This window comes from Acinetobacter sp. ESBL14 (genome assembly GCF_036668815.1).
Classification (GTDB): domain Bacteria; phylum Pseudomonadota; class Gammaproteobacteria; order Pseudomonadales; family Moraxellaceae; genus Acinetobacter; species Acinetobacter gyllenbergii.
Genome location: NZ_JAZEVS010000004.1, coordinates 340394 through 366001 on the forward strand (window position 1 = coordinate 340394; position 25608 = coordinate 366001).

The window sequence follows — 25608 nt, forward strand, 5'->3', positions numbered from 1 at the left end:
GTGCATTTTACCACAAGCTAGCGCAAAATTAACGATTCTGCCAAATGGTTAATGCACCTTTTCGTGTCGCAACATAGAGCTGATTGTCAATCACGCGTAATGAGCGCACTTCACCACTGGTTTTGGCGCGGCCAATCAGCTTACCCGAAGCAGGATTAATCAAATGCAGCACACCATCCAAATCACCTACAACCAGATTTTGTCCTAACATGACAGGATTACTGAGCTTACGATTCAACAATTCTTCATTTTGCCAAACCAACTCACCTGTTGCCAAGCTATATGCATTCAACTTGCCATCTGTGGTCGCAACGAAGACTTTATCATCTGCGACTTCAGCACTGTTGGTGCTGCTAGCATCTTCGCTCCACACCACACGTTGTGTTGCAAGATCCGTTACCGTGACTTGGCCTTGGAAGCTTGTTGTCACCAGATATTGACCTGAAACAACCGGATCACCCACCACATCCACTAAACGCTGAATATCTGAACGACCTTCACTAATTGCCACACGACGTTGGAAACGTGGCACACCACTGATGATATCTAATGCATAAATATAGGCATTGGCAGAACCAATCAGCACAGTACGCTCATCCAAGCTGACAGGTGCAGGTTGACCACGTAAACTAAACTGAACATTCGGTAGTTTATACGCCCAAACCTGTTGTCCTGTCGCTGCATCATGCGCAAATACCGTACCATCATTAGCAATGGTAATCACACGACCCGACTGGATCAGCGATGGAGATAGAATGGCACCCGACAATTTCGCAGTCCATTTTTGCTCACCTGTCGCTTGGTCTAAAGCAAATAACTGTCCTTTACGATTGCCGCTGACCACAATCCCTTCACCCGCCTCAACACCTGCGGTAAGTTCTTGTTTGGTGATTTTACTTTTCCAAAGACGCTGTTTACCTTTGTATGCAGAAACCTGACCATCTGGGTCAATCGCAAAAATCACACCATTGTCTGTATCTAACTGCAAGCGTAACGCTTCAGCAGCATCGGTAGACGAAACACTTTGTGAAAACACAAGGCTTAAATTTTGTTCTTGTGTGATCTTTGGCAATGGATTCGGTTTTGCTTCTTTTACTTTATTGCTTGAACAACCAACGAGTAAAGCTGAAGCAATTGCAATTGCCAAAGGTAGTTTTAGTTTATTCTGCATTAAGACTCATCCACTTTGGTATCTAAGATCGGGCGCTCAAACTCAGGATCATCTACTAAAACGCCAACACTTTCGAGTTTAATTTGTAAAAGCTGACGCTCTTGTTTACGCTCGAGCAGGTTATCCCATGCACTTTGATACGCTTTACGCGCAGACGCGTTGTCTTTTTTCGCAACGAAAATATCACCGCGAAGCTCTTCAGCACTCGCCTTGAACGCAGGATCAGTCACGCTCGTTAAAGTTTTTAACGCTTCGTCATATTTGCTTTGCGCTAATTGTGCATCAGCCAAACGTAATTTAACAATTTGCAATAAACCTGCATCTTTAACTTTTGAAGTTTCAACTTTCTTCAAGGCTTTTTCAGCAGCTGCATAGTCTTGCTTGTCATAGGCAAGTTTCGCCATGATAAATTGTGTTTGAATCGCCTGAGCAGAGTCTGCATCATCTTTCACAATTTTATCTGCTGTTTCAGATAAGCTGGCAAAGGCATTCGGTTGACCGGATGCTGCTTTCGCCTCATCCATCAACTTTTGTACCTTCGCCGTTTGGTTCTGGGCTTCGGCAAGGTTTTTCTTATGCCAGTATTCCCATCCGAAAAAGGCAATCAAGGCAATGAGAATTCCGCTAATCATTGCAGAACCATATTTTTTGGCAAACGACTTTAACTGGTCGAGTTGTTCATCATCACTTAAACTCATGTGATTGTCCTTTTCCTAAATTTTGCAATTTATTGTTTAAATTTTTCGATAAAAAATGGCGTCAGCTCAGTGAGTGCAACTTGTGATTGCTCAGCTGTCGCAAGCGCTTTCACCAATAACTGCTGAGATTCCCACTCACGCTCACCCAAGATCACCGCATAGGTTGCACCTGATTGATCGGCCTTTTTCATTTGGCTTTTCATACTGCCTTGTGAACCCGTTTTTAAACGAAGCGAGCTGTTTGCAGCTTCTAACTGATCACGGATTTGCTCAGCCAAGACCAAGGCTTTGGCTTGATATGCAGGTTCAGCTAACAAGAAGATTTCACAATCACGTGCATCTTTGACTTGCGTAACCTGTTCAACCAATAACAGTAAGCGCTCCATCCCCATGGCAAAACCAACGGCAGGCACTGATTGATCCGCTTTGCCTTTGAGCTGCCCAACCAAACCATCGTAGCGGCCACCAGCACATACGGTACCTTGTGAACCCAACATGGTGGTGGTCCACTCAAATACAGTCTTGTTGTAATAGTCCAAACCACGTACCAGTTTCTGGTTAATCACAAACTCAATTCCTGCATCCGTCAGATATTGTTGCAGTTGTTGGAAGTGATTGATGGAATCTTCTTTTAAGAAATCATGCAACTTCGGCGCATTTTCCAAAATCTTTTGCGTTGATTCAACTTTAGAATCCAGAATACGCAATGGATTGGTGCTTAAACGGCGTTGCGAGTCTTCATCTAAGGCATCTTTGTGTTGACTTAAAAACTCAACCAAGGCTGCACGATAGGCTGCTCGCTCATCGATTTCACCTAAAGTATTTAACTCTAAGCGCACATGTTCTGCCACACCCATACGTTTCCATAAACGTGCGGTCATTAAAATGATTTCAGCATCGATATCTGGTGTTGCAACACCAAAAGTTTCCACACCAAATTGGTGGAATTGGCGATAACGACCTTTTTGCGGTTTTTCATAGCGGAACATTGGCCCGAGGTACCAGACTCGTGGTGTCGCACCACGCAGCAAGTTATGCTCCAACATCGCACGTACACAACCTGCGGTTCCTTCAGGACGTAAGGTCAGTGATTCTGGCGGTGTACCTTTGTCGAAAAAGGTATACATTTCTTTTTCAACAATATCGGTCGCATCGCCAATGGCACGCTTGAATAGACCGGTTTGCTCAACGATTGGCAAACGGATTTGTTGATAACCATATGCATCCATTAACGATGCAAGTTGCTGTTCCAGACTTCTCCAAGCCGCAGTTTGCGTTGGAAGAGTGTCATTAAAACCTTTAATAGCGACGATTGAACTCATGATGAACTACGAATAATGACTTTAGATTTTGCTTCTTCAAGCTCTTGAACACGTTGACGAACCATTGTTTCAATTTCATCAACCAGCTGATTTGTATCAATTAAATGGCTCTTTTCACCATTTCGATAGACCAGTGAACGCGGTGACGCACCGACAATCCCGATATCAGCTTCTTTCGCTTCACCTGGACCATTCACTTTACATCCGATCACAGACAAGTCCATCGGGGTACGGATATCTTCTAAACGCTCTTCCAAGGCCTGCATCACTTGAATTACATTGAATTCCTGACGTGAACAGCTTGGACAAGCAATAAAGTTAATCCCGTTTGAGCGTAAGCCCAAGGATTTTAAAATATCAAAACCGATTTTAATTTCATCTTCCGGTTCAGCAGCCAGCGAAATACGCATGGTATCGCCAATGCCTTCCATCAACAGTCCACCCAAAGCAATTGCTGATTTGACTGTACCTGTACGGTAAATGCCTGCCTCAGTTACACCCAAATGCAGTGGATTATCAATTTGTTGAGACAATAAGCGATAAGCATCCATGGTCAGAAACACATTCGATGCTTTAACACTCACTTTAAACTCATGGAAGTCTAAACGGTCTAAGATGTCGATATGACGCATTGCCGATTCAAGTAAGGCCTGCCCTGTTGGCTCGCCATACTTCACTTGCAAGTCTTTTTCCAGAGACCCCGCATTCACCCCAATACGAATCGAAATACCATGATGTTTTGCCGCAGCAACCACTTCACGCACTTTCTGATCCGAACCGATATTGCCTGGGTTGATCCGTAAACAGTCTGCGCCGTAGTCCGCAACCGCTAAAGCAATACGATGATCAAAATGAATATCGGCCACCAATGGCACAGAAACGCGTTTACGAATCGCGCCAAACGCCTCTGCGGCTTCCATTGACGGTACTGAAACACGCATGATATCCGCACCTGCATCTGCACAGCGCTGGATTTGCGCCACAGTTGCATCCACATCACAGGTTTCAGTATTGGTCATACTTTGAACACTGATCGGGGCATCACCACCGACATACACCGAACCGACACGGATTTTTCGTGTTGGACGGCGTTTAATTGGATTCACAATCATCGTATAGCTCTACTCTTTGGCATTAACGAGACAAACGGAATTCTGCTTTTCCATTGACCGTATATGGAGACAACGAAATTTGCTCCTGATTTAAAGTCAATGCTACTGCGGTCGCATCATCTAAACGAATTTGAAATGGCGATTCGCCACTTAAAGTCAACGTCGATGCTTGACGACCTGTTGCCAATACTTTACCTGTTGCATCGACAATATGCACAGAAGTTGGTCGATTAAAATTCAAGACCAATTGGTCACCAGATGTTGCCGTGGTGGTATTCCCCATCGGCAAAATCTGAACATCCGAGTTTTTGATCTTTGGCACATCATCTTCATCTTTATGGCCTGATGTCCAATTCTGCACCGCCATAACTGCCAACCACGCTAAAACTGCAACAGCCGCCACGATTGCAATCCGTTTTAACCAGATCCGGTTACGCACGCTTTTCGAGCCTGATAATTTCCCCATAATTTTAATTGGAGAATTATTCAAGGCATGGCTGGCTTTCAGTCCAGTATCATTAACATAAATTTCATCAAAACGCTGAATAATCGCACTGGCATCTGCATTTAAATGCTTTGCATAAGCACGATAATAGCCTTTGATAAAGGTCGCTTCTGGCAATGATTTATAATCATCTTGCTCCAATGCTGTCAAGGTTTTGACAGGCATATTCAATACGTTTGCAATCTCTTCAATTTCTTTCTTTTGTGCAATACGAATTTGACGCAAATACTCACCAGGTCGTTGAATATTTCCTAAGGTTGACGATGGCGAGGTTGTGCCAGTTGGCTGATGTGAATTTGGATTTATTTCCATACGGCCTCAGTACTGTACTGTAATTGCAAATAACGTTGATATTCTGGACTATCAGGAAAGAGTGCGCGCAGTTGATTGACTAACACTTGCATTCCTAATTGATCCGCATTCGCTCGAGCAATGCGTAAACCAATCCAAAGTGCCCGAGCACCTTGGTTTTTCTGTCCTACATTACGAACATATTGTTCGTATAGTTGCGATGCATCTCTATTATTTTGTTGCAAATAGAAAATTTCCGCCAACTCTAACATTGAAATGGTTGCGTTTCGATTCGCTTGTAGCGCCTGTTTGAATGATTTTTCAGCATTCGCAACATCGCCCAATCTTAAATAGATTCGCCCTAGGTTTTCCAACGACTGAAACCGTTGTTCATAGCCTAAAGTTGCACCCGCACGGGTAAATTGCTCAATCGCTTCATTATAGCGTTGCTGTTGATACAAATATGTACCGTAATTATTACGCGCTTGCGCATTGTCTGGTTCTGCAGAAATTGCCCGCTTAAAATAAGTCTCTGCTTTTTCCATATTACTGGCGCTGCCCTCTTGTTGCAGCAAAATGCCCATCATCATATTGGCATTGGCATCACGAGAATCAACTTTTAGGGCTTGGTCCAGCGAACGCTTGGCTGAATCCAGATCACGATTACGAATATATTCGGCAGCAAGTTGAGTACGCACTTGCACAGCTTTTTCTGGATCTTTTTTTAATGCTGTCGATGTCGATTGACACGCGGTTAAGCTCAATAAAATAAACCCAACAGCCGTGCTTATAATCGTTTTTGTTCGAGTGATCTTCAACGCCTTTCCCCAAGTATTATCCTTGTGTGCGCAAAATTTCTTGTCGTTGCGCCACTTTCTTTTTCCATTGTTCGGCACGACGAGTACGGTCAGCGACCTGTCCTACCAATTGTCCACACGCAGCATCAATATCATCGCCACGTGTCTGACGAATCGTACACACAAATCCTGCATCCGACAAAGTTTTTTGGAAGGCAATAATTCGGTTACGGCTCGAACGACCATAAGGCGCATGCGGGAACGGGTTAAATGGAATAAGATTGATCTTACTCGGTAGATTTTTTAACAGTTTTAATAACTGCTGTGCATGCTCAGGTTTGTCATTCACACCATCGAGCATCACATATTCGATGGTCACGTGACGACGTGAGCTTTCATTACCATCTTTAGCGAGATAACGTTGGCAAGCCGCGATTAATTGCTGTAATGGATATTTTTTATTAATCGGCACCAATTCATTACGAAGTTCATCATTTGGCGCGTGTAATGAAATCGCCAAAGCGACATCAATGTCCTGTGCCAGCTGATCAATTTTCGGTACGACACCCGATGTCGATAAGGTCACACGGCGCTTTGACATGCCATAAGCAAAGTCGTCCAGCATCAATTGCATGGAACTGAGTACAGCATCATAATTGAGTAAAGGCTCACCCATACCCATCATCACCACATTGGTCACAGTACGTTCGCGTTCAGCGACTGGCACATCTTCCATATAGGAATAATTCGCCATCCACAACTGACCAATGATTTCTGCTGGTGTCAGGTCACGCTGGAAACCTTGTTTACCTGTCGAACAGAATGAACAATCCAGCGCACAACCCACTTGCGAAGAAATACACAAGGTTTTACGTGCACCCGTTTTATCTTCCGCAGGAATCAGGACGGTTTCGACCAGAGAACCTTCGCCATCTCCTACGCGGAATACCCATTTACGGGTACCATCTTTCGAGTAGTTACGATGCACCACTTCAGGCGCTTTAATTTCACAAATCTTTTCAAGTTTTTCACGTAATTTGCCAGAGATATTACTCATCTCAGCAAAATCAGTCACAAAATATTGGTGCACCCATTTCATGACCTGACCTGCGCGAAACTTTTTTTCGCCCAAATCTTCAAAGAATTTTTCTAGTTCAGCTCGAGACATGCCAAGTAAATTTACTTTTTTCTCGGCAGCATGAACGACAGGCGTAGAAACAGACTGTTGTTTTTCATCTAAATTTTCTGATGAAACGACCACTGCAGAACTCATGTACATTTACCTAAACAATATCAGCGCTAAAAATAGCCGTGCATTATTTGCACAACTCAATCTATAAAAAATAAAAAACCAGATAAGTAGTATACCACTTATCTGGCTTGAATACTTTGGATTAACGAGTGCGTGGGCAAATCTCGTTATCAGCAAAGAAGTAAGCGATTTCACGCTCAGCAGAAGCAACTGAGTCAGAACCGTGAGCAGCGTTTTCGTCGATGCTTACAGCGAAGTCAGCGCGGATTGTGCCTGGAGCAGCTTCTTTAGGGTTTGTAGCGCCTAAAATTTCGCGGTGAGCAAGAACTGCATTTTCGCCTTCAAGAACTGAAACAACCACTGGACCAGAAGTCATGAATGCAACTAAGTCAGCAAAGAAACCACGTTCTTTGTGCTCTGCATAAAAACCTTCAGCATCAGCTTGAGAAAGGTGTTTCATTTTAGTTGCAACAATTTTCAAACCTGATTTTTCGAAACGAGCAAAGATGTCGCCGATGTGGTTTTTAGAAACTGCATCTGGTTTTACGATAGATAAAGTACGTTCAATCGCCATGATTGACTCCTATTATGGTTTAAACTAAAAAATTTGCCGCATTATACCGATGTCATCGCTAATAATCAGCTTGAATATGCAAAACTTAAGCGTTTTCTGACGAATTTTTAACGAACTTCATCTAGCCATGCCATTTGAATGGCTTCAAGCAAACCTTCAGTTGACTTATTTGGGTCATCACTAAAGTCAGGCAAAGCACAAACCCATGCATGTAAATCGGTAAAACGAATCCATTGTGGATCTACATCTGGGTGTGCTTCGGTGAGTTCAATCGCAATATCAACCGTATCTGTCCAACGTAAGCCCATATGACAACCTAAATAAATGAATGTAATTGAGCGTACTTTAACAAATCATACAAATTAAGAGATAGTGTTCTGTCGCTAAATTCGAGATAAAACACCTTACAAAGCGATATTGGCCGTTGGAGCCAATAAGATAATGCCACTGGCAACCGATGCACCAATCATCGCCCCCACAATCACATCACTTGGATAATGCAGACCAAGCACCATGCGAGACAAGGCAACCAAAATCGTAAATGGCAGCATCAACAACAATAATAAGGGTTGAATATAGCCCAATGTGATCGTCACCATGACCGCATGTAAAGTATGACCTGATGGAAAGCTAAAGTGATCCAACGGTCGCTCGCCCAAGACAATCACCTGATGTACTTGATACGGTCTCGGTCGTGTGGTTTTGTTTTTCAAAAACTTATAGATCAAGGTTCCGACAGAGCCTGCCGCAATCACATACAATATTTGCAGCCCGTATGCCAGACCTTGCATTGCCCATACAGACAACAACATCACATACCAAAATGGCCCATCCCCCAAACGACTGATCATTTTAAAAAATAAAGCGATTCGTTGTGACTGAGACAGATGATTGAGGTAAACACAGCCCTTTAAATCTAAATCGAGTATTTTTATTTTTGCATTTTGAAGATTCATACGATTTCTCCTCTTTTTGAGAGTAGCTTAAGTCGCGGTCATGGGAGACTCCTCACGACTTGATACAATGCTTGTTCTAATTGTTGTACGGGGAACTGCCAGCTACTTTGCTGCACACTTTCACTGGCCAATAAGCCCATTTGCCGTAGTTGCAGCAAGGCAGGTAATTGGCAAATCGATTGAATGAGATGATCTGTTTGCCCCAATGGACTCAACCAACCAGTGACATTCGGTTGTACATGCTGATGGGCGCAGACATAATCATAAGCCACCACCGCTAAGCCGCTGGCAATTGCTTCTAAGACCACATTTCCAAACGTATCGGCTTGGCTGGCAAAGGCAAATACATCAGCACTGGCATACGCGGCTGAGAGTTCACGACCACTCAGACTGCCCATGAAAATAATGTCATCTGATTGTGCCATCTTGCCCAGACGGGCACGATCTGGGCCATCACCGACAATCACAAATTTGCTATTTTTGCCTTGTAGGGCTTGTAATGCGTGAAAGCTCTTGATCAGCACGTCAACTTCTTTTTCAGGTGATAAGCGCCCGACATACAGCATCACTCGGGTATCAGCATCAACACCCCATTGTTGGCGGAGCTGTTGTGAACGATGCTTAGGTGAAAATTTTTCGGTATCTACACCGCGTCCAACTACCACCAATGGGCAAGTCACACCGAAGCCACGTAAAGCTTGTTCGGTATATTGACTTGGCACACAGGTCACATCGGTACTGTTATGAAACCACGTTAAATAGCGCTGAATCGGCTTAACCAAGAAAGCCAAGTCAAAGAAGCGGCTAAAGTCATGAAAGGCAGAATGAAAACCACTGGAAACTGCGATTTTCCTTGATTTCGCTGCTTGTAAGGCGGTTAAACCCAAAGGCCCTTCAGTCACAATATGCACCACATCTGGGGCAAATTTTTCAAAGGCTTTAGACACTTTAATATATTGCGGCCAACCGAACTGAATACTTGGGTATTTCGGAATCGGTTGTGACATGACCAAACATTCTTGTTCGGGATGAAATTCGGTACAGACTGCTTTTTGGGTTGGTCGTACCAATAGAATCTTATGTCCAAGTCGTTGTAGACCTTGGCACAACTGCATCATCGACAGCGCTACGCCATTGATTTCTGGTGGCCATGTTTCGGTTACAATGGCGATTCGGAGACGAGGACGAACAAGATCACGAAGCTCAGACAATTCATCTTGTTTATTTTTAAGTTGTTTCCTTTTAAAGTAAAATTTAAAATTTTCAGGAAACTCTTGCTTGAATAGAGATGTCGCGTATGTACTTTGCATATCGCCATCCATTTGTGTCGTTATTTTCATGCTTTCAGCTTAAAAACATTATTTGACACTTTAATGATCAGTCTATGACAGTTTTTTGACAGTCTTAAAATAAAAAATGCCCAGTCTGAAACTGGGTATTTGCACACAACACAATAAATACTTAACCTAAGTTTGATCAGAAACATGATACTCGGAAACGTCATCAGCAACCTGAGCAAGCCAAAGCGATTAAGCTTTGCCTTAGCGCAATATCAACGAAGTGCGTAGTTTAGGACTCAAGCATAGCTTTCATCTTACGGTACGGCAAAGATTATTAATCTTTGCTACTCGCCCCTCAGGTTTTGCCTACTTTTCCCAAAAGAAAAGTAGGGCGAGCCGCAGGCTGATTCTGTAATCCGATGAGAATTTATCAAGACTCCGTTAAGATAATTTTTTCCAACAAACTCTAGATAAAAATATTTAGATCAAACTTAAATTGCTCTTATTCAAGCCAAAGGATTGTCTACCGCAAACATGTGTTGATCTTCCAAACGAAATGCCATCAATTGCTGCCCCCAAACACAGCCACCATCGACATTTTGAATTTGGGCGCTAATGGTCTTGCCCTGCAAAGCTGCCCAATGTCCGAAAATCAATTGATGACTTTGTGCTGCCTGACTTTCAAACTCAAACCATGGCTGAAAACTCTCAGGCATCGGTGCATCTAAAGCATCTTTAAAATCAAATTCTAAACGGCCTGCTGCGTCAGTTAAACGCATACGGGTCAGATAATTGGTAATACAGCGTAAGCGAGCCATACCCGTCAGCTCATCTGACCATAGATCAGGTTGCGAACCATACATCTCGGCAAGAAAGCCATCCAAAACCGAGAGATCATCATGACCCACTACCTGCTGGACTTCTTGTGCCAATGTCACCGTTTTTTCGGCATTCCAGATACAAGGTACACCTGCATGAGTAATCAAGGTCTGTGCATTCGGAGATAAGCTCAATGGCTGTTTACGCAACCAATCGATCAACTCATCACCATCAATCGCATCAATTACTTCTTGAGTATGATCTTTGTCTTTGGCCTTTTTAAAACCACGTGCACAGGCAATCAAGGTCAAGTCATGATTACCCAGTACAGTTGCTGCAGCGCCACGATCAGCCAGTTTTTTAATAAAGCGTAATGCGCCGACCGAGTTTTCACCACGTGCAACCAGATCACCTGCAAACCATAAAAAGTCTTGGTCTGGATCAAAACGGATTTCTTTGAGCAATGCTTTCAGTGCTTCGAAACAGCCTTGTACATCACCAATAACGTAGTTATAGCGCTTAGACATCAAGCCACCATCTGATCAGAAAGCGCAACAAAATCAGCCAAGCTCAGCGTTTCTGGACGTGCCATTGGATCTACACCCGCTTTCTCAAAGCCATCTTCAACCAACATGCCTTTTAAGCTATTACGTAAGGTCTTACGACGTTGGGTAAACACATGCCCCACTAAACGCGCCAATGCTTTCTCATTTTTTGCCACAATCGGTTTAGTGTCATAGGGTTCTAAACGGAAAACCGCTGACGTCACTTTTGGTGGCGGATTAAATGAGCCTGGTGGCACTTCAAACAAGAAAGTAGGCTTACAGTAATACTGGATCATCACCGATAAACGACCATATTCTTTGGTGTTTGGTGTTGCCGTAATACGATCAACCACTTCCTTTTGCAACATGAAGTGCATGTCTTTCACTTTGTCACCAAACTCCAAGAGATGGAATAACAAAGGCGTTGAAATATTATAGGGTAAGTTCCCCACCACACGAAGTGGGCGACCTTCTTGGAACAACTGAGTGAAGTCGTATTTTAAAGCATCAGCTTCAATAATGGTCAAACGTTCAGGATGCGGCACACGACCCGGTAAACCAGCAGCCAAATCGCGATCTAGCTCAACCACGGTCAACGCATCACACTCGCCAATTAAAGGTGAAGTCAATGCCGCCAAACCTGGTCCGATTTCGACAATATTTTCGCCCGCACGCGGATTCACTGAGCGTACAATTTTAGCAATCACGCGTTGATCATGTAAGAAGTTTTGACCAAAACGTTTTCGAGCCTGATGCCCTTCATCTTTAGGGTTTAGGGCATTAATTTGATACATAAAATTCTCCACATAAATTTATTGCCCTGATTGCGTATTAAGCATTAATTCATTCAGACCATTAAAAAGTTCATCTGACTTGGTCAAATTTTCTCTAGCAGCTTTATAGACCATGGAAAGAAATTCTCGTTTACTCAGTAGATTAAGCTCTCTAGATGCCAAGATTTCCTGAGTACTCTCTTGAATTGACAACAAACTCTCACGCCCTTCCACATCTTTAACACGCTTCACACCTAATTCAGGATTCCCTTTGAGCTGTGCTTCTAGGTAAAGATTAAATGTTTCCAGATCAGCAAAAAAATCATCTATATTCTCAACAAGATGCTTATCCCCCAGAGTTACTTTATGCATTGAGCGAAGAATACGCTCAGCTACAAAAACTTGGTTTTTTGCGATAATGACTTGAGATGACGGATAGTTTAATCGCGTTAGATGATCGGTCAGCAGATTATATTCAGCCTGAATTTCAGGAATATTTTCCTGTAGGTATAAATCGAAATTTTGTAAGGCTTCAATCTGGTCTTGATGCTTCACAAGCAAATCAATATTAGCATTGATTGTACTCGCATCCTTGAGAATTTTATTCATACCGTTATGATTCGGATATTTTGCGTTCATAGCATCCAAAGCCAGATTAAATTTCTCCTGACTCCGTTTTAGGCTCTCTACGCCTGTTGGGCTAGCATAGACGACAACATCTGCCGATTGTCGTGGAATTTGCAATGATAGAATCTTTAAGTCGTAAAGACTATGTTCAACCCGAGTAGATGAACAGGCTGACAACATAAATGCCGCCAGCATCATAGCAAATTTAGTGATCCGACTCATGCAAAGCCATTGCACACCAGCAAAGCGGATGTGTTTCATCTGCTCCAAAGCAAAACTCATATCAACACTCAATTATGTTCTTTTTTAATTCATCAGTTATATCGATGTATAGGCCATAGATAAGGCTAAATCCACTGCGACATGCAAGCTTGATGCTTTTGCCTGTCCAGTGCCTGCAAGAGAAAGTGCTGTACCATGATCGACCGAAGTTCGAATAAAGGGCAAGCCTAATGTAATGTTAACTGCTTCACCAAAGCCTTGTGATTTTAACACAGGTAGACCTTGATCGTGATACATCGCTAAAACAGCATCGGCATCTTTTAGATTTTCTGGGGTAAACAAGGTATCCGCAGGTAAACTGAGACTCATGTTAATCCCCTGTGCGCGATAACTTTCCAGCACAGGATTAATGACTTCGATTTCTTCTCGACCTAAATAACCATCCTCACCTGCATGCGGATTCAGACCACAGACTAAAATACGAGGGGCAGTGATTTTAAATTTGCTTTTCAAGTCGTGAATGAGGATATCAATCACTTGCTGCAAACGATCTTTAGTAATGGCATCAGGCACATCCCGCAAGGGTAAGTGTGTCGTCGCTAAGGCAACCCTTAATGTTTTCGTTGCCAGCATCATTACCACACGATCCACACCTGCGGACTCTTGGTAATATTCGGTATGTCCGCTAAATGCGATACCTGCGTCATTGATAATTGATTTCTGTACAGGCGCTGTAGCCACACCCACACTCAGGCCTGACATCGCATAATCGGCTGAACGACGTAATTGTTCCAACACATAAGCGGCATTGGCTGAATCTAGTTGCCCTAAAACAACTGTGTTAGATAAAGGCACATGCTCAACAAAAAGTTGTCCCTGCAAACTAGATTCAGTCTGTCCTTGATAAGCAATCAGTTCAACATCAATACCTAAAAGATTGGCGCGTTGCTGCAACATCTGCATATCGGCAAGCACAACCACAGGGCGTTCATCGATACGCGCTGCCAAACTCAGGCAGATGTCTGGGCCAATTCCTGCAGGTTCGCCTGAAGTGACATATAAAGGGAGCATAGGTATCGCCAATCTTTTTGATTCGCTCTAGTGTAACCAAAATCTAAAACGAGCTATAGCCCTTCCATTTTATAAATTATTTGACTTCAGTATTTGTGGTCGCTTTGGGTAAGTTTTGCGGAACAAGATTAGAAGGTACGAACTCAACCTTACGTGTCCATGGATTGATCTTGGGCTGTACTTTTTTCTCAGCCTGTACCACCACTGCTTCTTCTTTTTTCTCAGTAACCACAACAGCACTGGCAGCTTTATCTGCCAATGGATTATTGACAACTTCTTTCTTTTCAACGGTGGTCGTGGCTTGTGCCTGTTGAGGCTCTTTCTTCTCTACAGTCGTTGGCGCAACCACTGTATTGACTGGGCGTATATATGGCGCTGCGATTGACCCTTGCTTGACCACGGTCTGTGCGGTTGCAGGTTGAACCACTTGCGCCGCTGTATTTGAGCTTTGTCCTTGCAGATTCATTTGGTCAACAGGAATTTCAATCGCTTTCATTTCTGTAGTGACAGCCATCGCTGGGTCTACATGGTCATTGCCTCGACTTTCCAGCACCTCAAGTTTACGACTGGTTCCCTCTTTGGGTTGAAATTCAGAATAGTTGGTCACACTGGTCTGATCTACCCATTTGTAAAGTCGTCGTGCATTAGTTTGTGTTGAACAAACGCCGATCAATAAGGTGACGACAACAATTTTTGTAGAAAACGACAACCGCATCAAATTCCCCAGCAGAAAAGCTTAATACTTCTATTTATTTCAAACATTTGCTAGAAAAATAATAGGACAAATCAAACGCTCTCACAAGGCAAATAATGTTGCCATCAATAAAGGGCGCCTTAGTTCCCAAATCGGTCACATTTCAGCAAATTCTGGCGTCTCAGGCTAATTTTTCTTGTGTGCTTTTATAAAACCGTGTAGAATTCGGTCTCCTTTTGTTTGGACAGATTTCACCGTCCAAACCAACTATAATAGGTAGTGGTTTAAATGAAAACTCTCAGCGCTAAGCCAGCTGAAGTTCAACACGACTGGTATGTTGTTGATGCTTCTGGCAAAACTTTAGGTCGCCTTGCGACTGAAATCGCTCGTCGTTTACGCGGTAAGCACAAGACTTCTTATACTCCTCACGTTGACACTGGTGACTACATCGTTGTGATCAATGCTGAACACGTTCAAGTGACTGGTAAAAAAGCGCTTGATAAGAAATATTATCGCCATACTGGTTTCCCTGGTGGTATCCGTGAGACTAACTTCGAGAAGTTAATTGCTCACAAACCTGAAGCAGTTTTAGAAAAAGCTGTTAAAGGTATGTTACCAAAAGGTCCTCTTGGTTATGCAATGATCAAAAAAATGAAAGTGTACGCTGGTACTGAGCATCCTCATACTGCTCAACAGCCACAAGTTTTGGACATCTAAGGGATACAGCACATGGCTACTAATTATGGTACAGGTCGCCGTAAGACCGCAACTGCACGTGTTTTCTTATCAGCTGGTACAGGTAAACTCGTAATTAACAACCGTACGCTTGAGCAATATTTCGGTCGTGAAACTGCTCGTATGGTTGTGCGTCAGCCTTTAGAGCTTTTAGAAGTTACTGAAAAATTTGACCTTTACATCACTGTTAAAGGTGGTGGTATTGGTGGTCAAGCAGGCGCTATCCGTCACGGTATTACTCGTGCATTGATCGCTTCTGACGAAACTTTAAAACCTGCTCTTCGTCAAGCTGGTTTCGTTACACGTGATGCTCGTGAAGTTGAACGTAAGAAACTTGGTTTACGTAAAGCTCGTAAACGTCCTCAATTCTCTAAACGTTAATCGTTTTACGAATTGGACAAAAAACCTCGGATTTATCCGAGGTTTTTTTATAGCCTACTTTTCGTTATTTCTTTTTAGAACAATCCATCATGGCATCACCCATCCCATCGGCTGCAGCAAATTCCGTGATCGTACAGCCATTCTGCTGATAGGTTTTAGTGCTTTTCGAAAACTGATGATCTTTAGGAATCGGTGCATTACAGGGTTGGTCAGTTTTTTCATTCACCATTTGGATTGGTCCATTGTTATAAATCGTCACTTTACAACCTTTGACCACATACTGTTGTTTTATTCCACCATATTGTGAGTCATCCTGATCAACAGCCGCAGCAATCGTGACATCTGTAGCTGCTCCACTTTCTTCTGATGATACAACACTTGCTGGCTTGGGCACTGAGCTTGCACAACCACCGAGCAATAACGCGCTACACAGCACAGTAAAGTAATATCGTTCCATTCCCTTCTTCTCTCTTTGAACTAATTGAATCATAAATCTATTCTGTAACAAGCATATTGTTCAGCTTTAAGTGATTTCCAACGTTAATTTTAGTATTCTAAACAGTCAACCATAATTTTTTGGACTTATGTCTCTAGAAAATCCCCCACCCCCCGTCCAAGGCATTACGCTTTATAGCCATGCAGATGATTTCCGTTCCCATTGGATTCGTTTTTTACTCGCTGAAAAACAAATCAAATACCAACTGATTATTACTGATCATGAGGATGAGGATTTGGCTGATCTTAATCCCTATAATCAACTTCCGATGTTGATTGAGCAGAATCTAAAACTGTTTTCTGCCAATGTCATTGCTGAATATTTAGATGACCGCTACCGCCAGAATAAACTCTATGCTGATGCTCCAATGGCGCGTGCAGAACAACGTCAATATATCTGGCGCTTTGAACAAGACTGGTTCCAACTCGCTGACCATATGCTGAGACATGTCGATAGTTTAGACCCAAAACAAAAACAGAAAGCACAGAAAGAACTGAGAGATACTTTGATTTCACTCACCCCGCTGTTTCAACATTTCCCTTATTTTATGTCGGAAACATTTTCAATTCTTGATTGTATGCTAGCCCCGCTCTTTATACGGCTCAAAAGTATGGGGGTTGAACTCCCTGCACAGCACTGTCGACCTATATTCTTGTATTGTCATCGTATCTTTAGCCGACCATCGTTCATTAAATCAATGACAGCTCAAGAAAAAAACAGCTACAATGATTTGATTTCTACGATTTAATAAGTTTTTCAATTATGTCTGAGCAAATAACTTTTACGCCTACACGCCCATATCTTGCTCGTGCCATTTATGAATGGATTTGCGATAACCAGCTCACCCCTTATTTATTAGTGGATGCGACACAACCGCATACTGATGTACCACTACAATTTGTGAAAGATGGTCAAATTGTTTTAAACCTTGCTCCACATGCCATTCATCAACTGCACATGAGTAATGAAGCCATTACCTTCTCTGCACGCTTTGGTGGTGTCGCAAAAGAAATTTATGTGCCGATTCGTGCCGTACTGGGGATTTATGCCAGAGAAAATGGTCAAGGCCTATTTTTCGATCCTTCTGAATATGCCGAGATTGAAGAAACGGCTGTAACATCGGTTGAAGAAACAAAGCAAGAAACTGAGACAACGAAAAAGAAACCTTCACTAAGAATTTTAGATTAAGCGAGGATAGGCACGATGGCATTTGACTTAGTTCAATATTTTGCTGAACAAATTAAAATTCAAAAACCACAACTTTTTGGTCAATATTCTCCTAAAGAAAAACAAGCGTTTATAAATGAAGTCAACGTATTGGCCCTTGGGCAACTGATTAGTCTATGGAAGCAGAATCCACAGAAACTGTATCAAGAAGTTCAAACAGCTGATCCGCTATATATTCAAGAAATTGCTCGCCATCTCACCACTTCAGCTCATAATCAGTCAGCCCTTAAAAGCGCTGAATTGGAGAGCAACCTTTCAGATGTCCTTACTTTGCAACTGACCGAGCTTAAGCAGCTTGACCAAACTGGTAGTTTTGGTCAAACCGGCCTGACAGAACTATTATTGGGCCAAATCGAACATTTGTCTGGACAGGCGGAAGACTGGGTCTGGTCGACCAATCAGTTGCCCGAGTTACTCGGTTCAAAGCCAGTTATTCAACAAGAAGTATCACTCGAAGCAACCATGCAAGAATTCAATCAAATGGTCCATCAAGCACAACCGATTACGCCTGACCATACACCTGTTGCTGAGGTAGAAACGCCAGAAACTCCTGCATGGGCCTATATCGTTTCACCAATCGTGGCATTGGTCATTCTGATCTTTTTGTATTGTTCATATTGCCAATTAGTTTCGGTTTAATCTCATTGTTTAAATGATAAAGAAAGTATGATTACTTTCTTTATCATAGACTTATTATTACCTTAATTTTATTTAAAATATAAATTTACCTATATTAATAAAAAATAATTTACATTTATTTACAATCAAAGCCAACCCTTAAAACCCAATATTAATGTGAATAAAATCACATTAAAAATAAAATCCAATCCTTAATTAGTATTTTTATTTGTTTGTTTGACAAAAATTGTCAATTACTAGCAAATCAGTCAATTCAATTATTTTAAAGTATGATTGATTTAATAAAAGAGTTTCCTATAATGAGATTAACTACTTTTGAAAACTAATCAAAAACAGAAGTGGCGAATATAAATTCATAAACAAAGATGTATTAGTAGAGATAAAATCATGGCTAAAATTTCATTAGAAAGCTTAACAAATATTGATGGGTTCGTTGCAGCAGCATTAGTAGATACAGAAAGTGGCTTGGCGCTAGCGACCCAAGGTGGGGGCTCAATCGACTTAGAACTGGCGGCTGCGGGTAATACCGAAGTTATTCGAGCAAAACGCCGTGTAGCTAACTCACTGAAACTTAACGATGACATTGAAGATATTCTGATCACACTGGGCAAGGCATATCACTTAATCCGTCCTCTAGAAAGCAATGGTAACCTGTTCCTCTATCTCGTACTCGATCGCAGTAAATCTAACCTTGCGATGGCTCGCCACGAATTAAAAACATTTGAAAAAGAATTAGATTTTGCTTAATTCTAAGTTTCAAATTACTTAATATATTAGGCTTCTTGTATATTTATTATCTTCTTATTATTCATAATAAGAAAATATAAATATGCAAGCGGTCTATTATTAGTCTTTAGTATTAGACTAATTTTATGCAGTCCAATATTTTATAAAATATTAAAGTGATACTATGAATGGACATTGCATCAATATCGCAATTTCAGGTATAAGTTTAAAAGTTTCAGATGAGTTAAAAATAGAGCTTAGAAAAACAATACCTCATGAATTTGGCATTAACTGGATCAATATTGCCGATCCGAATATCGATTTATTATTAATAAATGAAAATTTCTTTGAAACCGAAGGTATTCAACGCATTTTAGAAAAAAAACAACTTCCCTGCTTAAAAATTGCAAAAGGAGAAGGCTCACAGCATATTGAAGAACATAATACCCTTTACTTACCTTTTCAGCATACGGATGCATTAAAAAACTGGATTCATCTTCGCCTTTTAAGCTATATCACCCATCAACAGGCACAACAACCCAAGATCGAATCGACCTCGACACATAATGCCATCAATGAAAAATATTTAACGGACATGTTAAATCCTGAAAATGCCCGTCTGCATTTGTTTGATGACCACGGTACTTTGGCCATTATTGATACGCGAAGCCAAATTGCATGGCTAGAACCAACCCGTACCCACACACAAACCAACCATAGTTTTAAATATGAATTTGCGACCACCTCAAACTTCACCAAAGTTTCTCGCAAAGTTGAATATAACTTACAAGATTGGTTATGGAACCTGTTTTGGCATTCACTCGAGTTTCAGCGTTTAGCCCCAAATGAAAATGAATACTACAAAATTGAATATTGGCCACAGCCAGCTCAAGGCACAGACCGTAAAACCACTTTATTGCTTTCTGCTTGCTTTATACAAGGAGCCCAACTCTATCAAGTTGCAACACAATTAAAACTTCCTATTCAAACGGTTCAACAATTTATCGCTGCCTGCATTATTTCTGACAATGGCGGCATTATCCCTGCTTCAGAAAGTCATTACCTACGAATCGAAACGACTGAACAAACAATTGAACAACAAGGTTTTTTAAATAAATTTTTCGGCAAAATCAGACGCCGCTTTGGGCTTTAAGGATTGATATGATTCTCCAACAATATAAAATTGTCTTTGCAGGAAGCATGGGCGCAGGTAAAACCGAAGCGATCAAATCGCTTTCAGAAATTCCTGTCCTCGCAACCGAAGCATTCAATACAGACAGTCAGGCCCATAATAAAATGCAAACTACGGTAGGTATTGATTATGGTGAGATTACTTTAGATGACGGTGTCAAAGTGGGCTTATATGGTACCCCTGGGCAATCACGCTTTGACTTTATTTGGCCTGTGATTTGCCAAGGCGCTTTGGGGGTTATTTTACTGGTTGATCACAACAGTAAAGTACCCATCGAAGAACTAGAGGGCTATCTAGATACCTTTAAAGACTATACTAAAAACATTTCAATTGGCATTACCCATGTGGATGAAAATAAAGGACAGCCAACAACGATCTATCGTGAATGGTTAATTCAAAATGACTACCAATACCCTTTATTTTTCATTGATGCTCGCAAACAAGAACATATTTTGCTGATGATTGAATCTCTCATAGCAGCATTAGAAGTCAATTTAAAAGCAACAAATTAATTACTTTATAAAGAGAAGAATTATGTTCAGTATTCCCAGTCAGCAACGTACAGCGCCGAAAGAGCTGATTCAGTTTGCTAAAGCGCAGGCCAATGATATTTTAACCAATATCCGAGGGGTCGATTATATTATGCTCTGCTCAACAGATGGATTTGAGCTGGCCTCCATTTACAAGAAGAACCCTTATAACAGCACCAAACTTGCCGCTGTCAGTAGTTCAATCTTGGCCATGGTGACGGCTTTTCTCAATGAAATTCAGCTGACTGGATGTCAAAGTATTACCTTGGACGCTGAAAATGGTAAAGCGATTCTCACCTCCATCCCTGCTCCGCATCATCCCATGGTGATGGTGACTTTAAGCAATAAAGATGTATTGCTGGGACAGCTGCTCTATAGTCTAAAACAAACCAGTAGCGCAATCGTCGACGCTGACCAAGCTTAAAACCGTTTTATCTTAAAAAATCTGACAAGCATAACGAGTTTGTCAGATTTTGTTCATTTATAGCCCCTATAATAAATAGATTACTTTTCAATTTTCATTTTTGAACCATATCATTTTCTAGATTTCACTAAAAAACTGTCAAAATGCACGAATAAAGCCCAATAAAAGTCAGAATTATGAAATAAAACATTGTTTTTAAAAACATCAGATGAATGGTTAGAAATTTAAATGATTTAGCAATATTTTTTCATTATTATGATTTTCGAACAAATAACAATCATAAAATTTTCACAAATGAATAATTTCAACAATGAAATATGTATTTGTTCAAACATTATTAAGCACTATGGAGAGATAAAGATGAAGCTGAAGAGCTTAAAACTAGGCGCAGGGGTCGCGCTCTTAATCAGTGGTTTTTCTACCCAACAGACCTTGGCTGATTCCTACGTGTTTGTGACCAATACCACGCCACAAACCGTATCAATACAAGTCAATCAAACTGGGGCAAGCTTAGAACAAGGCAATCAATGGGCGCAGGAAGCGACTCAACTTGCACCCTACGAGACCAAACGGGTGTTACGTATCAACCGTTATACTGGGATCAAATCTGGTAAAACCTATAACTTTGATACCGTTCTCAGCAGTGGCAATTCACAAGTCACTTTAAAACAAACCATGACGGGGACTTGGTCGGGCAGCAATATTAAACATGGGATTCAAACGGCGACCACAACATCACCTTGGTATTCAGATCGTGATGTACATCGTATTAGCACAACTTATGCTGGTTTATCTGCACAAGCAGCGGTAAAAGCTGAGTACACGGGGGGCTATGATGATTTCCACTACACTATTCATCAAAACACACTTCAAGAGCCTGTTTCGGCCAGTGCCGATGAGCTCAAAGTACTGACTTATAATATTTATGCCCTCCCGATGGTGGCGAGTAAAATCAGCGAACGCTTGGCTGAATTACCAAATCATTTAAACGGTTACGATGTGATTATGATGCAAGAAGCCTTTGCTTCGTCGCGTACTGGCATGCTGAATCAACTGGCGCAACAGTACCCATATCAAACTCATATTCCAGTCGGTTCTGGCTATAACTTGTTTGACAGCGGTTTGGTGATTGTGAGCCGTTATCCAATCGTCAAAACGGCACAATTGATTTATCCAGACTGTACCGGAACTGATTGTTTTGCAGATAAAGGTGTGTTGTATGCAGAAATCATTAAGAATGGTAAGGCCTATCATGTGACCTCTACGCATACCGCTTCTTTTGATACCGATGCAGCGCGTGCACTGCGCCAAACTCAGTTCAAGCAGATTCGCCAATTGGTCAATCAACAAAACATTCCAAGTTTTGATGCTGTCTTGATGGGCGGTGATTTTAATGTGAACAAGTTGTTATGGCCGCAAGATTATCAAGACATGTTGACCAATCTGAATGCCACCGCAGCACCAAGCACAGGTTATACTGCATCGACTTTTGACCCACGCGTGAATAAGTTGGCTGGAGCAGCGGGTTCAGGTGGTGCAACAGTCGAATATCTAGACTATGTGGTAGCATCAAATAACCACCGTCAACCAACTCAGTCTCGTAACGATGTGCGTATCTTACGTACCACAGCGGACCCACTGTATATGACTTGGGATCTTTCAGATCACTTCCCTGTGATGGGGCAATTTAATTACGGCCCATAAACGGAATTCGTTATGAATAAAAGACTATTGCTGACAATGCTTATTGTTGTCGTGGTCTTGGTTGGGATTGTAGTTTGGAAGAGCACTGCCTCTTCCGCTGCAATTCAGCAAGCCAAATCCACCGCATCATCTCAAGATTCATCAACACAGGTGAGTAATGAAGGCATGCCAAACAAAAACAAGGACGAAGTTTTTCAAGAGTCACTTTTAAAACAATTAAAAACACTACAACAGCAACCTGGCAATATCACCGAGTTTCTCAATGATTTTAAAGCCAACTGCTCTGTATCCGACTGTAATGCAGCTTTAGCAAAAGCTTTAGCCAATTATCCAGATCAAAACTTTGCACATGTGGTGGAAAATCTAATAAAACGTCTGCCGCAATATGAACAACGCATGCAAAATACCGTGTTATCAACGTCGTTATCACCAAAAGAACGCTTTGAAGTTTTGTGGAAGCTCAGAGAACAAACCTTGGGACAAGCCGAAGCGATGCTGGGTTTTGGGCAAGAGCGTGGCTATGCAGATTATCGGTTTGCTTACAATGATTTGGCGCAGAATCAAAAACTGAGTGCTGAACAACGCTTAAAAGCATTTGAGCAGCTACAAAAACAGTACCCTGATGCAACTCAACAAGAAAATAAAATGGGGCTTTATGAACAAGCACTCGGTTTAATCAATCAAGGGCAACATAGCCCTGCTGAAACGCAACGCTTAAAGCAGATGTTACAACAACGTTATCTGACTGAGCAGCAACGCCAAGAGGTTCAGCAAAGAGAACAACGTGAAGTTCAACAACAGCAACAAGTCGACCAATATCAACAAGCTGTGCAGCAGTTGCAACAAGAGATGGAGCCGTTAAAAACACAACTCTCAAATGAAGAGTGGCAAAAGCAATATCAAAATCGTTTAGAAAGTCTGCGTCTAAAAATGTTCTCTTAACACATTGAACTCAACGGATAGCAGCTTAAATTTATATCTCATTTTTGATAAAAATCAGCCGACCATTTAGATAAACAATGCGTCGGCGTTAAACAAAAATGTGACTTTTAAAAGTCCCGCCATTCGCTCATTTGACACACAACATGTATTCCCGCTAAATAAGCCATTCAATCACTTCAAGATCATGATGTGGCATGAGCAGCGTTAAACATGTGAATTCTGGTTGGACTGGTCAAGCAGCAATTGCTTTGGGAGTTGGCGCTTTTCTTGGACAATCAGGAAACAATCACCCTCACCACCACTATGCGCATCAAATCACCATGTCCTTGAACCCAGATCAAGCTGTACAAGTGATTGCTGATAGCCAACGTTATCAAGCACCGACTTTACTCATTCCTGCCAAGCTAAAGCATCAACTTATAACAGGCGACTATCTGTCAATCTATCTTGATACCCATCATGCACTCACCACCCGATTCAATCTAGATCTTCATCGAGCAACACAGGTATATGAGGTATCCACAGATCTACAACAACAATTACGACAAAGCTTTTGTCTAAAGACTCCCCTCAATCATGGCTTAGCCCATTTCTTAAAAACGACACCACTGAACAACCATGCCTCCCAGAGCAATCCACGGAAGCTTGAACACATACTAGAATTGCTTTATCAAGGTGTCTTGCAATCCAACATTCCTGATCGTCAATATTTAGCACAAATTGCAGGTTTATCTGAAAGTCGCTTTTCGCACTGGTTTCGTGAACAGGCAGGACTACCTTTACGCAGTTATCGCAAATGGTTACGTCTCATCTGTGGATTAGCCCAAATGCAAGAAGGACTCGCCTTAACGGATACAGCTCACCAAGCTAATTTTGCTGATCAAGCGCATTTCACACGAACTTGTATCGAGTTATTGGGAGTGCGCCCATCGGAACTGAGTGATATGCAGGGCAAAATTTTCTTTATTGAATAAATAGCTGTTTTGTTCAATTCAGTCCTGCAATCGCACAGGCATAGTGACTGTTCATTGTTTTGGAACAACACACCATGCCGAAGTTAATCCAGTACCTCATTCGCTATAGCAGTTATCCCTTGATTATGGGGCTGAGTCTGTTTTTTTTATTCCCCATTGCAACTGGCACGCTTGCCTATTGGCCTTATGTACCCTTAATCGCAGCCGTTGCGATTGGGCTGGTTGCTCTGCTTGAGCAGATTCAGCCCTATGAGCCAACGTGGTTAAACGATCACGAAGATACAGGTGTTGATATTCTGCATGCCAGCTTTAGTGTCATCATGATTTTTATTACCGCGGAATGCATTACTTTATTTCGGCAGCTGATTCATATTCCGAGCTTTTGGCCAACCGCTCTACCGATCTGGCTACAATTACTGATTGTCGGTCTCATCATCGATTTTGGCTTATGGCTGATGCATTACTTCAGTCATAAAAAACGATTTCTATGGAAACTGCACGCTCTTCATCATAGTTCTGAACGATTATATTGGCTGAATGGTGAACGTCGGCATCCCTTAAGCGCTATTCTGCTCGCTGCACCGGGAATTATCTGTATTACCTTAATCGGTGCACCAGCCAATCTAATTGGTACTTGGATGGGATTAACCGCGATTCATTTGGCTTTTCAGCATGCCAATCTCGATTATTCTTTAGGTGCTTTTAGGCATTTACTCGGGGTTGCCGAAGTCCATCGCTGGCATCATAAACATGGTTTTGGTCGTAAAAACTTTGGTGAATTCTGGATGATCTGGGATCATCTGTTTGGGACGTATTACTATGAAAGCAAACCCGTGAAAGCTGGACAAGTGGGGGTAAGGACTGCTCTACCAAAGACTTATCTCAAACAAATACTGTGGCCATTCGCTAGAAAAAACCAATAAGACGCA

Annotated in this window: 29 protein-coding genes and 1 pseudogene; 13 read left to right on the forward strand and 17 right to left on the reverse strand. The window is 41.8% G+C overall.

Annotated elements, in window-relative coordinates; all coding sequences use genetic code 11:
- Positions 1-28 precede the first annotated feature (28 nt).
- The 16 genes from bamB to V6E90_RS14965 all read right to left on the reverse strand — a co-directional run bounded on the left by bamB (position 29) and on the right by V6E90_RS14965 (position 14730).
- Positions 29-1171 carry an outer membrane protein assembly factor BamB gene (gene bamB / locus V6E90_RS14890; RefSeq protein WP_332605785.1) on the reverse strand — a complete coding sequence of 381 codons (1143 nt, stop codon included), beginning with the start codon at positions 1169-1171 and terminating at the stop codon, positions 29-31.
- Complete coding sequence (locus V6E90_RS14895) at positions 1171-1869, reverse strand: YfgM family protein (RefSeq protein WP_332605786.1); 699 nt, start codon at positions 1867-1869, stop codon at positions 1171-1173. Before V6E90_RS14895 ends, bamB begins: the two co-directional genes overlap by 1 nt.
- A gap of 29 nt (positions 1870-1898) precedes the next feature.
- Complete coding sequence (hisS, locus tag V6E90_RS14900) at positions 1899-3191, reverse strand: histidine--tRNA ligase (RefSeq protein ID WP_016540717.1); 1293 nt, start codon at positions 3189-3191, stop codon at positions 1899-1901.
- Positions 3188-4303, reverse strand: a complete 1116-nt coding sequence (ispG, locus tag V6E90_RS14905; RefSeq protein WP_004802647.1) for a flavodoxin-dependent (E)-4-hydroxy-3-methylbut-2-enyl-diphosphate synthase — start codon at positions 4301-4303, stop codon at positions 3188-3190. Before ispG ends, hisS begins: the two co-directional genes overlap by 4 nt.
- 22 nt (positions 4304-4325) lie before the next feature.
- Positions 4326-5120, reverse strand: coding sequence for a helix-turn-helix domain-containing protein (locus tag V6E90_RS14910; RefSeq protein WP_016540719.1), 795 nt, complete (start codon positions 5118-5120; stop codon positions 4326-4328).
- Positions 5111-5917 carry a type IV pilus biogenesis/stability protein PilW gene (gene pilW / locus V6E90_RS14915; protein ID WP_023271336.1) on the reverse strand — a complete coding sequence of 269 codons (807 nt, stop codon included), beginning with the start codon at positions 5915-5917 and terminating at the stop codon, positions 5111-5113. The genes V6E90_RS14910 and pilW overlap by 10 nt, the downstream gene beginning before the upstream one ends.
- Before the next feature lie 16 nt (positions 5918-5933).
- The gene (rlmN, locus tag V6E90_RS14920) at positions 5934-7169 is read right to left on the reverse strand and encodes a 23S rRNA (adenine(2503)-C(2))-methyltransferase RlmN (protein WP_016540721.1); all 1236 of its coding nucleotides are present in this window, start codon (positions 7167-7169) and stop codon (positions 5934-5936) included.
- 121 nt (positions 7170-7290) lie between these two features.
- Entirely contained in the window at positions 7291-7722 is a 432-nt protein-coding gene (gene ndk / locus V6E90_RS14925; protein WP_004652531.1) for a nucleoside-diphosphate kinase, read from the reverse strand.
- Positions 7723-7829: 107 nt separating this feature from the next.
- Positions 7830-8030, reverse strand: coding sequence for a Fe-S cluster assembly protein IscX (gene iscX, locus V6E90_RS14930; protein ID WP_332605787.1), 201 nt, complete (start codon positions 8028-8030; stop codon positions 7830-7832).
- A gap of 96 nt (positions 8031-8126) precedes the next feature.
- Complete coding sequence (locus V6E90_RS14935; RefSeq protein WP_332605788.1) at positions 8127-8678, reverse strand: phosphatase PAP2 family protein; 552 nt, start codon at positions 8676-8678, stop codon at positions 8127-8129.
- A gap of 38 nt (positions 8679-8716) precedes the next feature.
- A complete protein-coding gene (locus V6E90_RS14940; protein ID WP_332605819.1) occupies positions 8717-9988 on the reverse strand; it encodes a glycosyltransferase family 4 protein in 1272 nt (423 codons plus the stop codon).
- Positions 9989-10464: 476 nt separating this feature from the next.
- Entirely contained in the window at positions 10465-11304 is an 840-nt protein-coding gene (locus V6E90_RS14945) for a symmetrical bis(5'-nucleosyl)-tetraphosphatase (protein ID WP_332605789.1), read from the reverse strand.
- Positions 11304-12116 (reverse strand): 16S rRNA (adenine(1518)-N(6)/adenine(1519)-N(6))-dimethyltransferase RsmA, encoded by an 813-nt coding sequence (gene rsmA, locus V6E90_RS14950; RefSeq protein ID WP_016540725.1) that lies wholly within the window; start codon positions 12114-12116, stop codon positions 11304-11306. Before rsmA ends, V6E90_RS14945 begins: the two co-directional genes overlap by 1 nt.
- Before the next feature lie 18 nt (positions 12117-12134).
- A complete protein-coding gene (locus tag V6E90_RS14955) occupies positions 12135-13004 on the reverse strand; it encodes a pilus assembly protein PilJ (protein ID WP_332605790.1) in 870 nt (289 codons plus the stop codon).
- A gap of 36 nt (positions 13005-13040) precedes the next feature.
- A complete protein-coding gene (pdxA, locus tag V6E90_RS14960; RefSeq protein WP_332605791.1) occupies positions 13041-14015 on the reverse strand; it encodes a 4-hydroxythreonine-4-phosphate dehydrogenase PdxA in 975 nt (324 codons plus the stop codon).
- Between the two features lie 76 nt (positions 14016-14091).
- Positions 14092-14730 (reverse strand): hypothetical protein, encoded by a 639-nt coding sequence (locus tag V6E90_RS14965; protein ID WP_332605792.1) that lies wholly within the window; start codon positions 14728-14730, stop codon positions 14092-14094.
- Positions 14731-14997: 267 nt separating this feature from the next.
- Between V6E90_RS14965 and rplM the strand changes: the two genes are divergently transcribed.
- On the forward strand, positions 14998-15426 hold the full coding sequence (gene rplM / locus V6E90_RS14970; RefSeq protein WP_004802631.1) for a 50S ribosomal protein L13: 429 nt from the start codon (positions 14998-15000) through the stop codon (positions 15424-15426).
- Between the two features lie 12 nt (positions 15427-15438).
- Positions 15439-15825 (forward strand): 30S ribosomal protein S9, encoded by a 387-nt coding sequence (rpsI, locus tag V6E90_RS14975; protein ID WP_004652544.1) that lies wholly within the window; start codon positions 15439-15441, stop codon positions 15823-15825.
- A 163-nt stretch (positions 15826-15988) separates the two neighbouring features.
- Here rpsI and V6E90_RS21895 read toward each other — a convergent pair.
- Positions 15989-16135 (reverse strand): annotated as a pseudogene (locus V6E90_RS21895) (hypothetical protein); the annotation flags it as partial.
- A 274-nt stretch (positions 16136-16409) separates the two neighbouring features.
- Here V6E90_RS21895 and V6E90_RS14985 point away from each other — a divergent pair.
- From V6E90_RS14985 to V6E90_RS15035, 11 genes are all read left to right on the forward strand, one after another.
- A complete protein-coding gene (locus V6E90_RS14985; protein WP_332605793.1) occupies positions 16410-17069 on the forward strand; it encodes a glutathione S-transferase N-terminal domain-containing protein in 660 nt (219 codons plus the stop codon).
- A 14-nt stretch (positions 17070-17083) separates the two neighbouring features.
- Complete coding sequence (locus tag V6E90_RS14990) at positions 17084-17509, forward strand: ClpXP protease specificity-enhancing factor (protein WP_016540732.1); 426 nt, start codon at positions 17084-17086, stop codon at positions 17507-17509.
- 15 nt (positions 17510-17524) lie between these two features.
- A complete protein-coding gene (locus V6E90_RS14995; protein ID WP_332605794.1) occupies positions 17525-18187 on the forward strand; it encodes a hypothetical protein in 663 nt (220 codons plus the stop codon).
- A 387-nt stretch (positions 18188-18574) separates the two neighbouring features.
- On the forward strand, positions 18575-18934 hold the full coding sequence (locus V6E90_RS15000; protein ID WP_004802620.1) for a hypothetical protein: 360 nt from the start codon (positions 18575-18577) through the stop codon (positions 18932-18934).
- 163 nt (positions 18935-19097) lie between these two features.
- Positions 19098-20066: a hypothetical protein gene (locus V6E90_RS15005; protein ID WP_016540734.1), complete on the forward strand. Its 969-nt coding sequence runs from the start codon at positions 19098-19100 to the stop codon at positions 20064-20066.
- A gap of 8 nt (positions 20067-20074) precedes the next feature.
- Positions 20075-20617, forward strand: coding sequence for a GTP-binding protein (locus tag V6E90_RS15010; protein WP_016540735.1), 543 nt, complete (start codon positions 20075-20077; stop codon positions 20615-20617).
- Positions 20618-20639: 22 nt separating this feature from the next.
- On the forward strand, positions 20640-21059 hold the full coding sequence (locus V6E90_RS15015) for a roadblock/LC7 domain-containing protein (RefSeq protein WP_004652554.1): 420 nt from the start codon (positions 20640-20642) through the stop codon (positions 21057-21059).
- Between the two features lie 360 nt (positions 21060-21419).
- Entirely contained in the window at positions 21420-22763 is a 1344-nt protein-coding gene (locus V6E90_RS15020) for a sphingomyelin phosphodiesterase (protein WP_332605795.1), read from the forward strand.
- A 12-nt stretch (positions 22764-22775) separates the two neighbouring features.
- On the forward strand, positions 22776-23705 hold the full coding sequence (locus tag V6E90_RS15025; RefSeq protein ID WP_332605796.1) for a lipase secretion chaperone: 930 nt from the start codon (positions 22776-22778) through the stop codon (positions 23703-23705).
- Between the two features lie 194 nt (positions 23706-23899).
- The gene (locus tag V6E90_RS15030; RefSeq protein WP_332605797.1) at positions 23900-24679 is read left to right on the forward strand and encodes an AraC family transcriptional regulator; all 780 of its coding nucleotides are present in this window, start codon (positions 23900-23902) and stop codon (positions 24677-24679) included.
- Between the two features lie 74 nt (positions 24680-24753).
- The gene (locus V6E90_RS15035; protein WP_332605798.1) at positions 24754-25602 is read left to right on the forward strand and encodes a sterol desaturase family protein; all 849 of its coding nucleotides are present in this window, start codon (positions 24754-24756) and stop codon (positions 25600-25602) included.
- Positions 25603-25608: the final 6 nt, after the last annotated feature.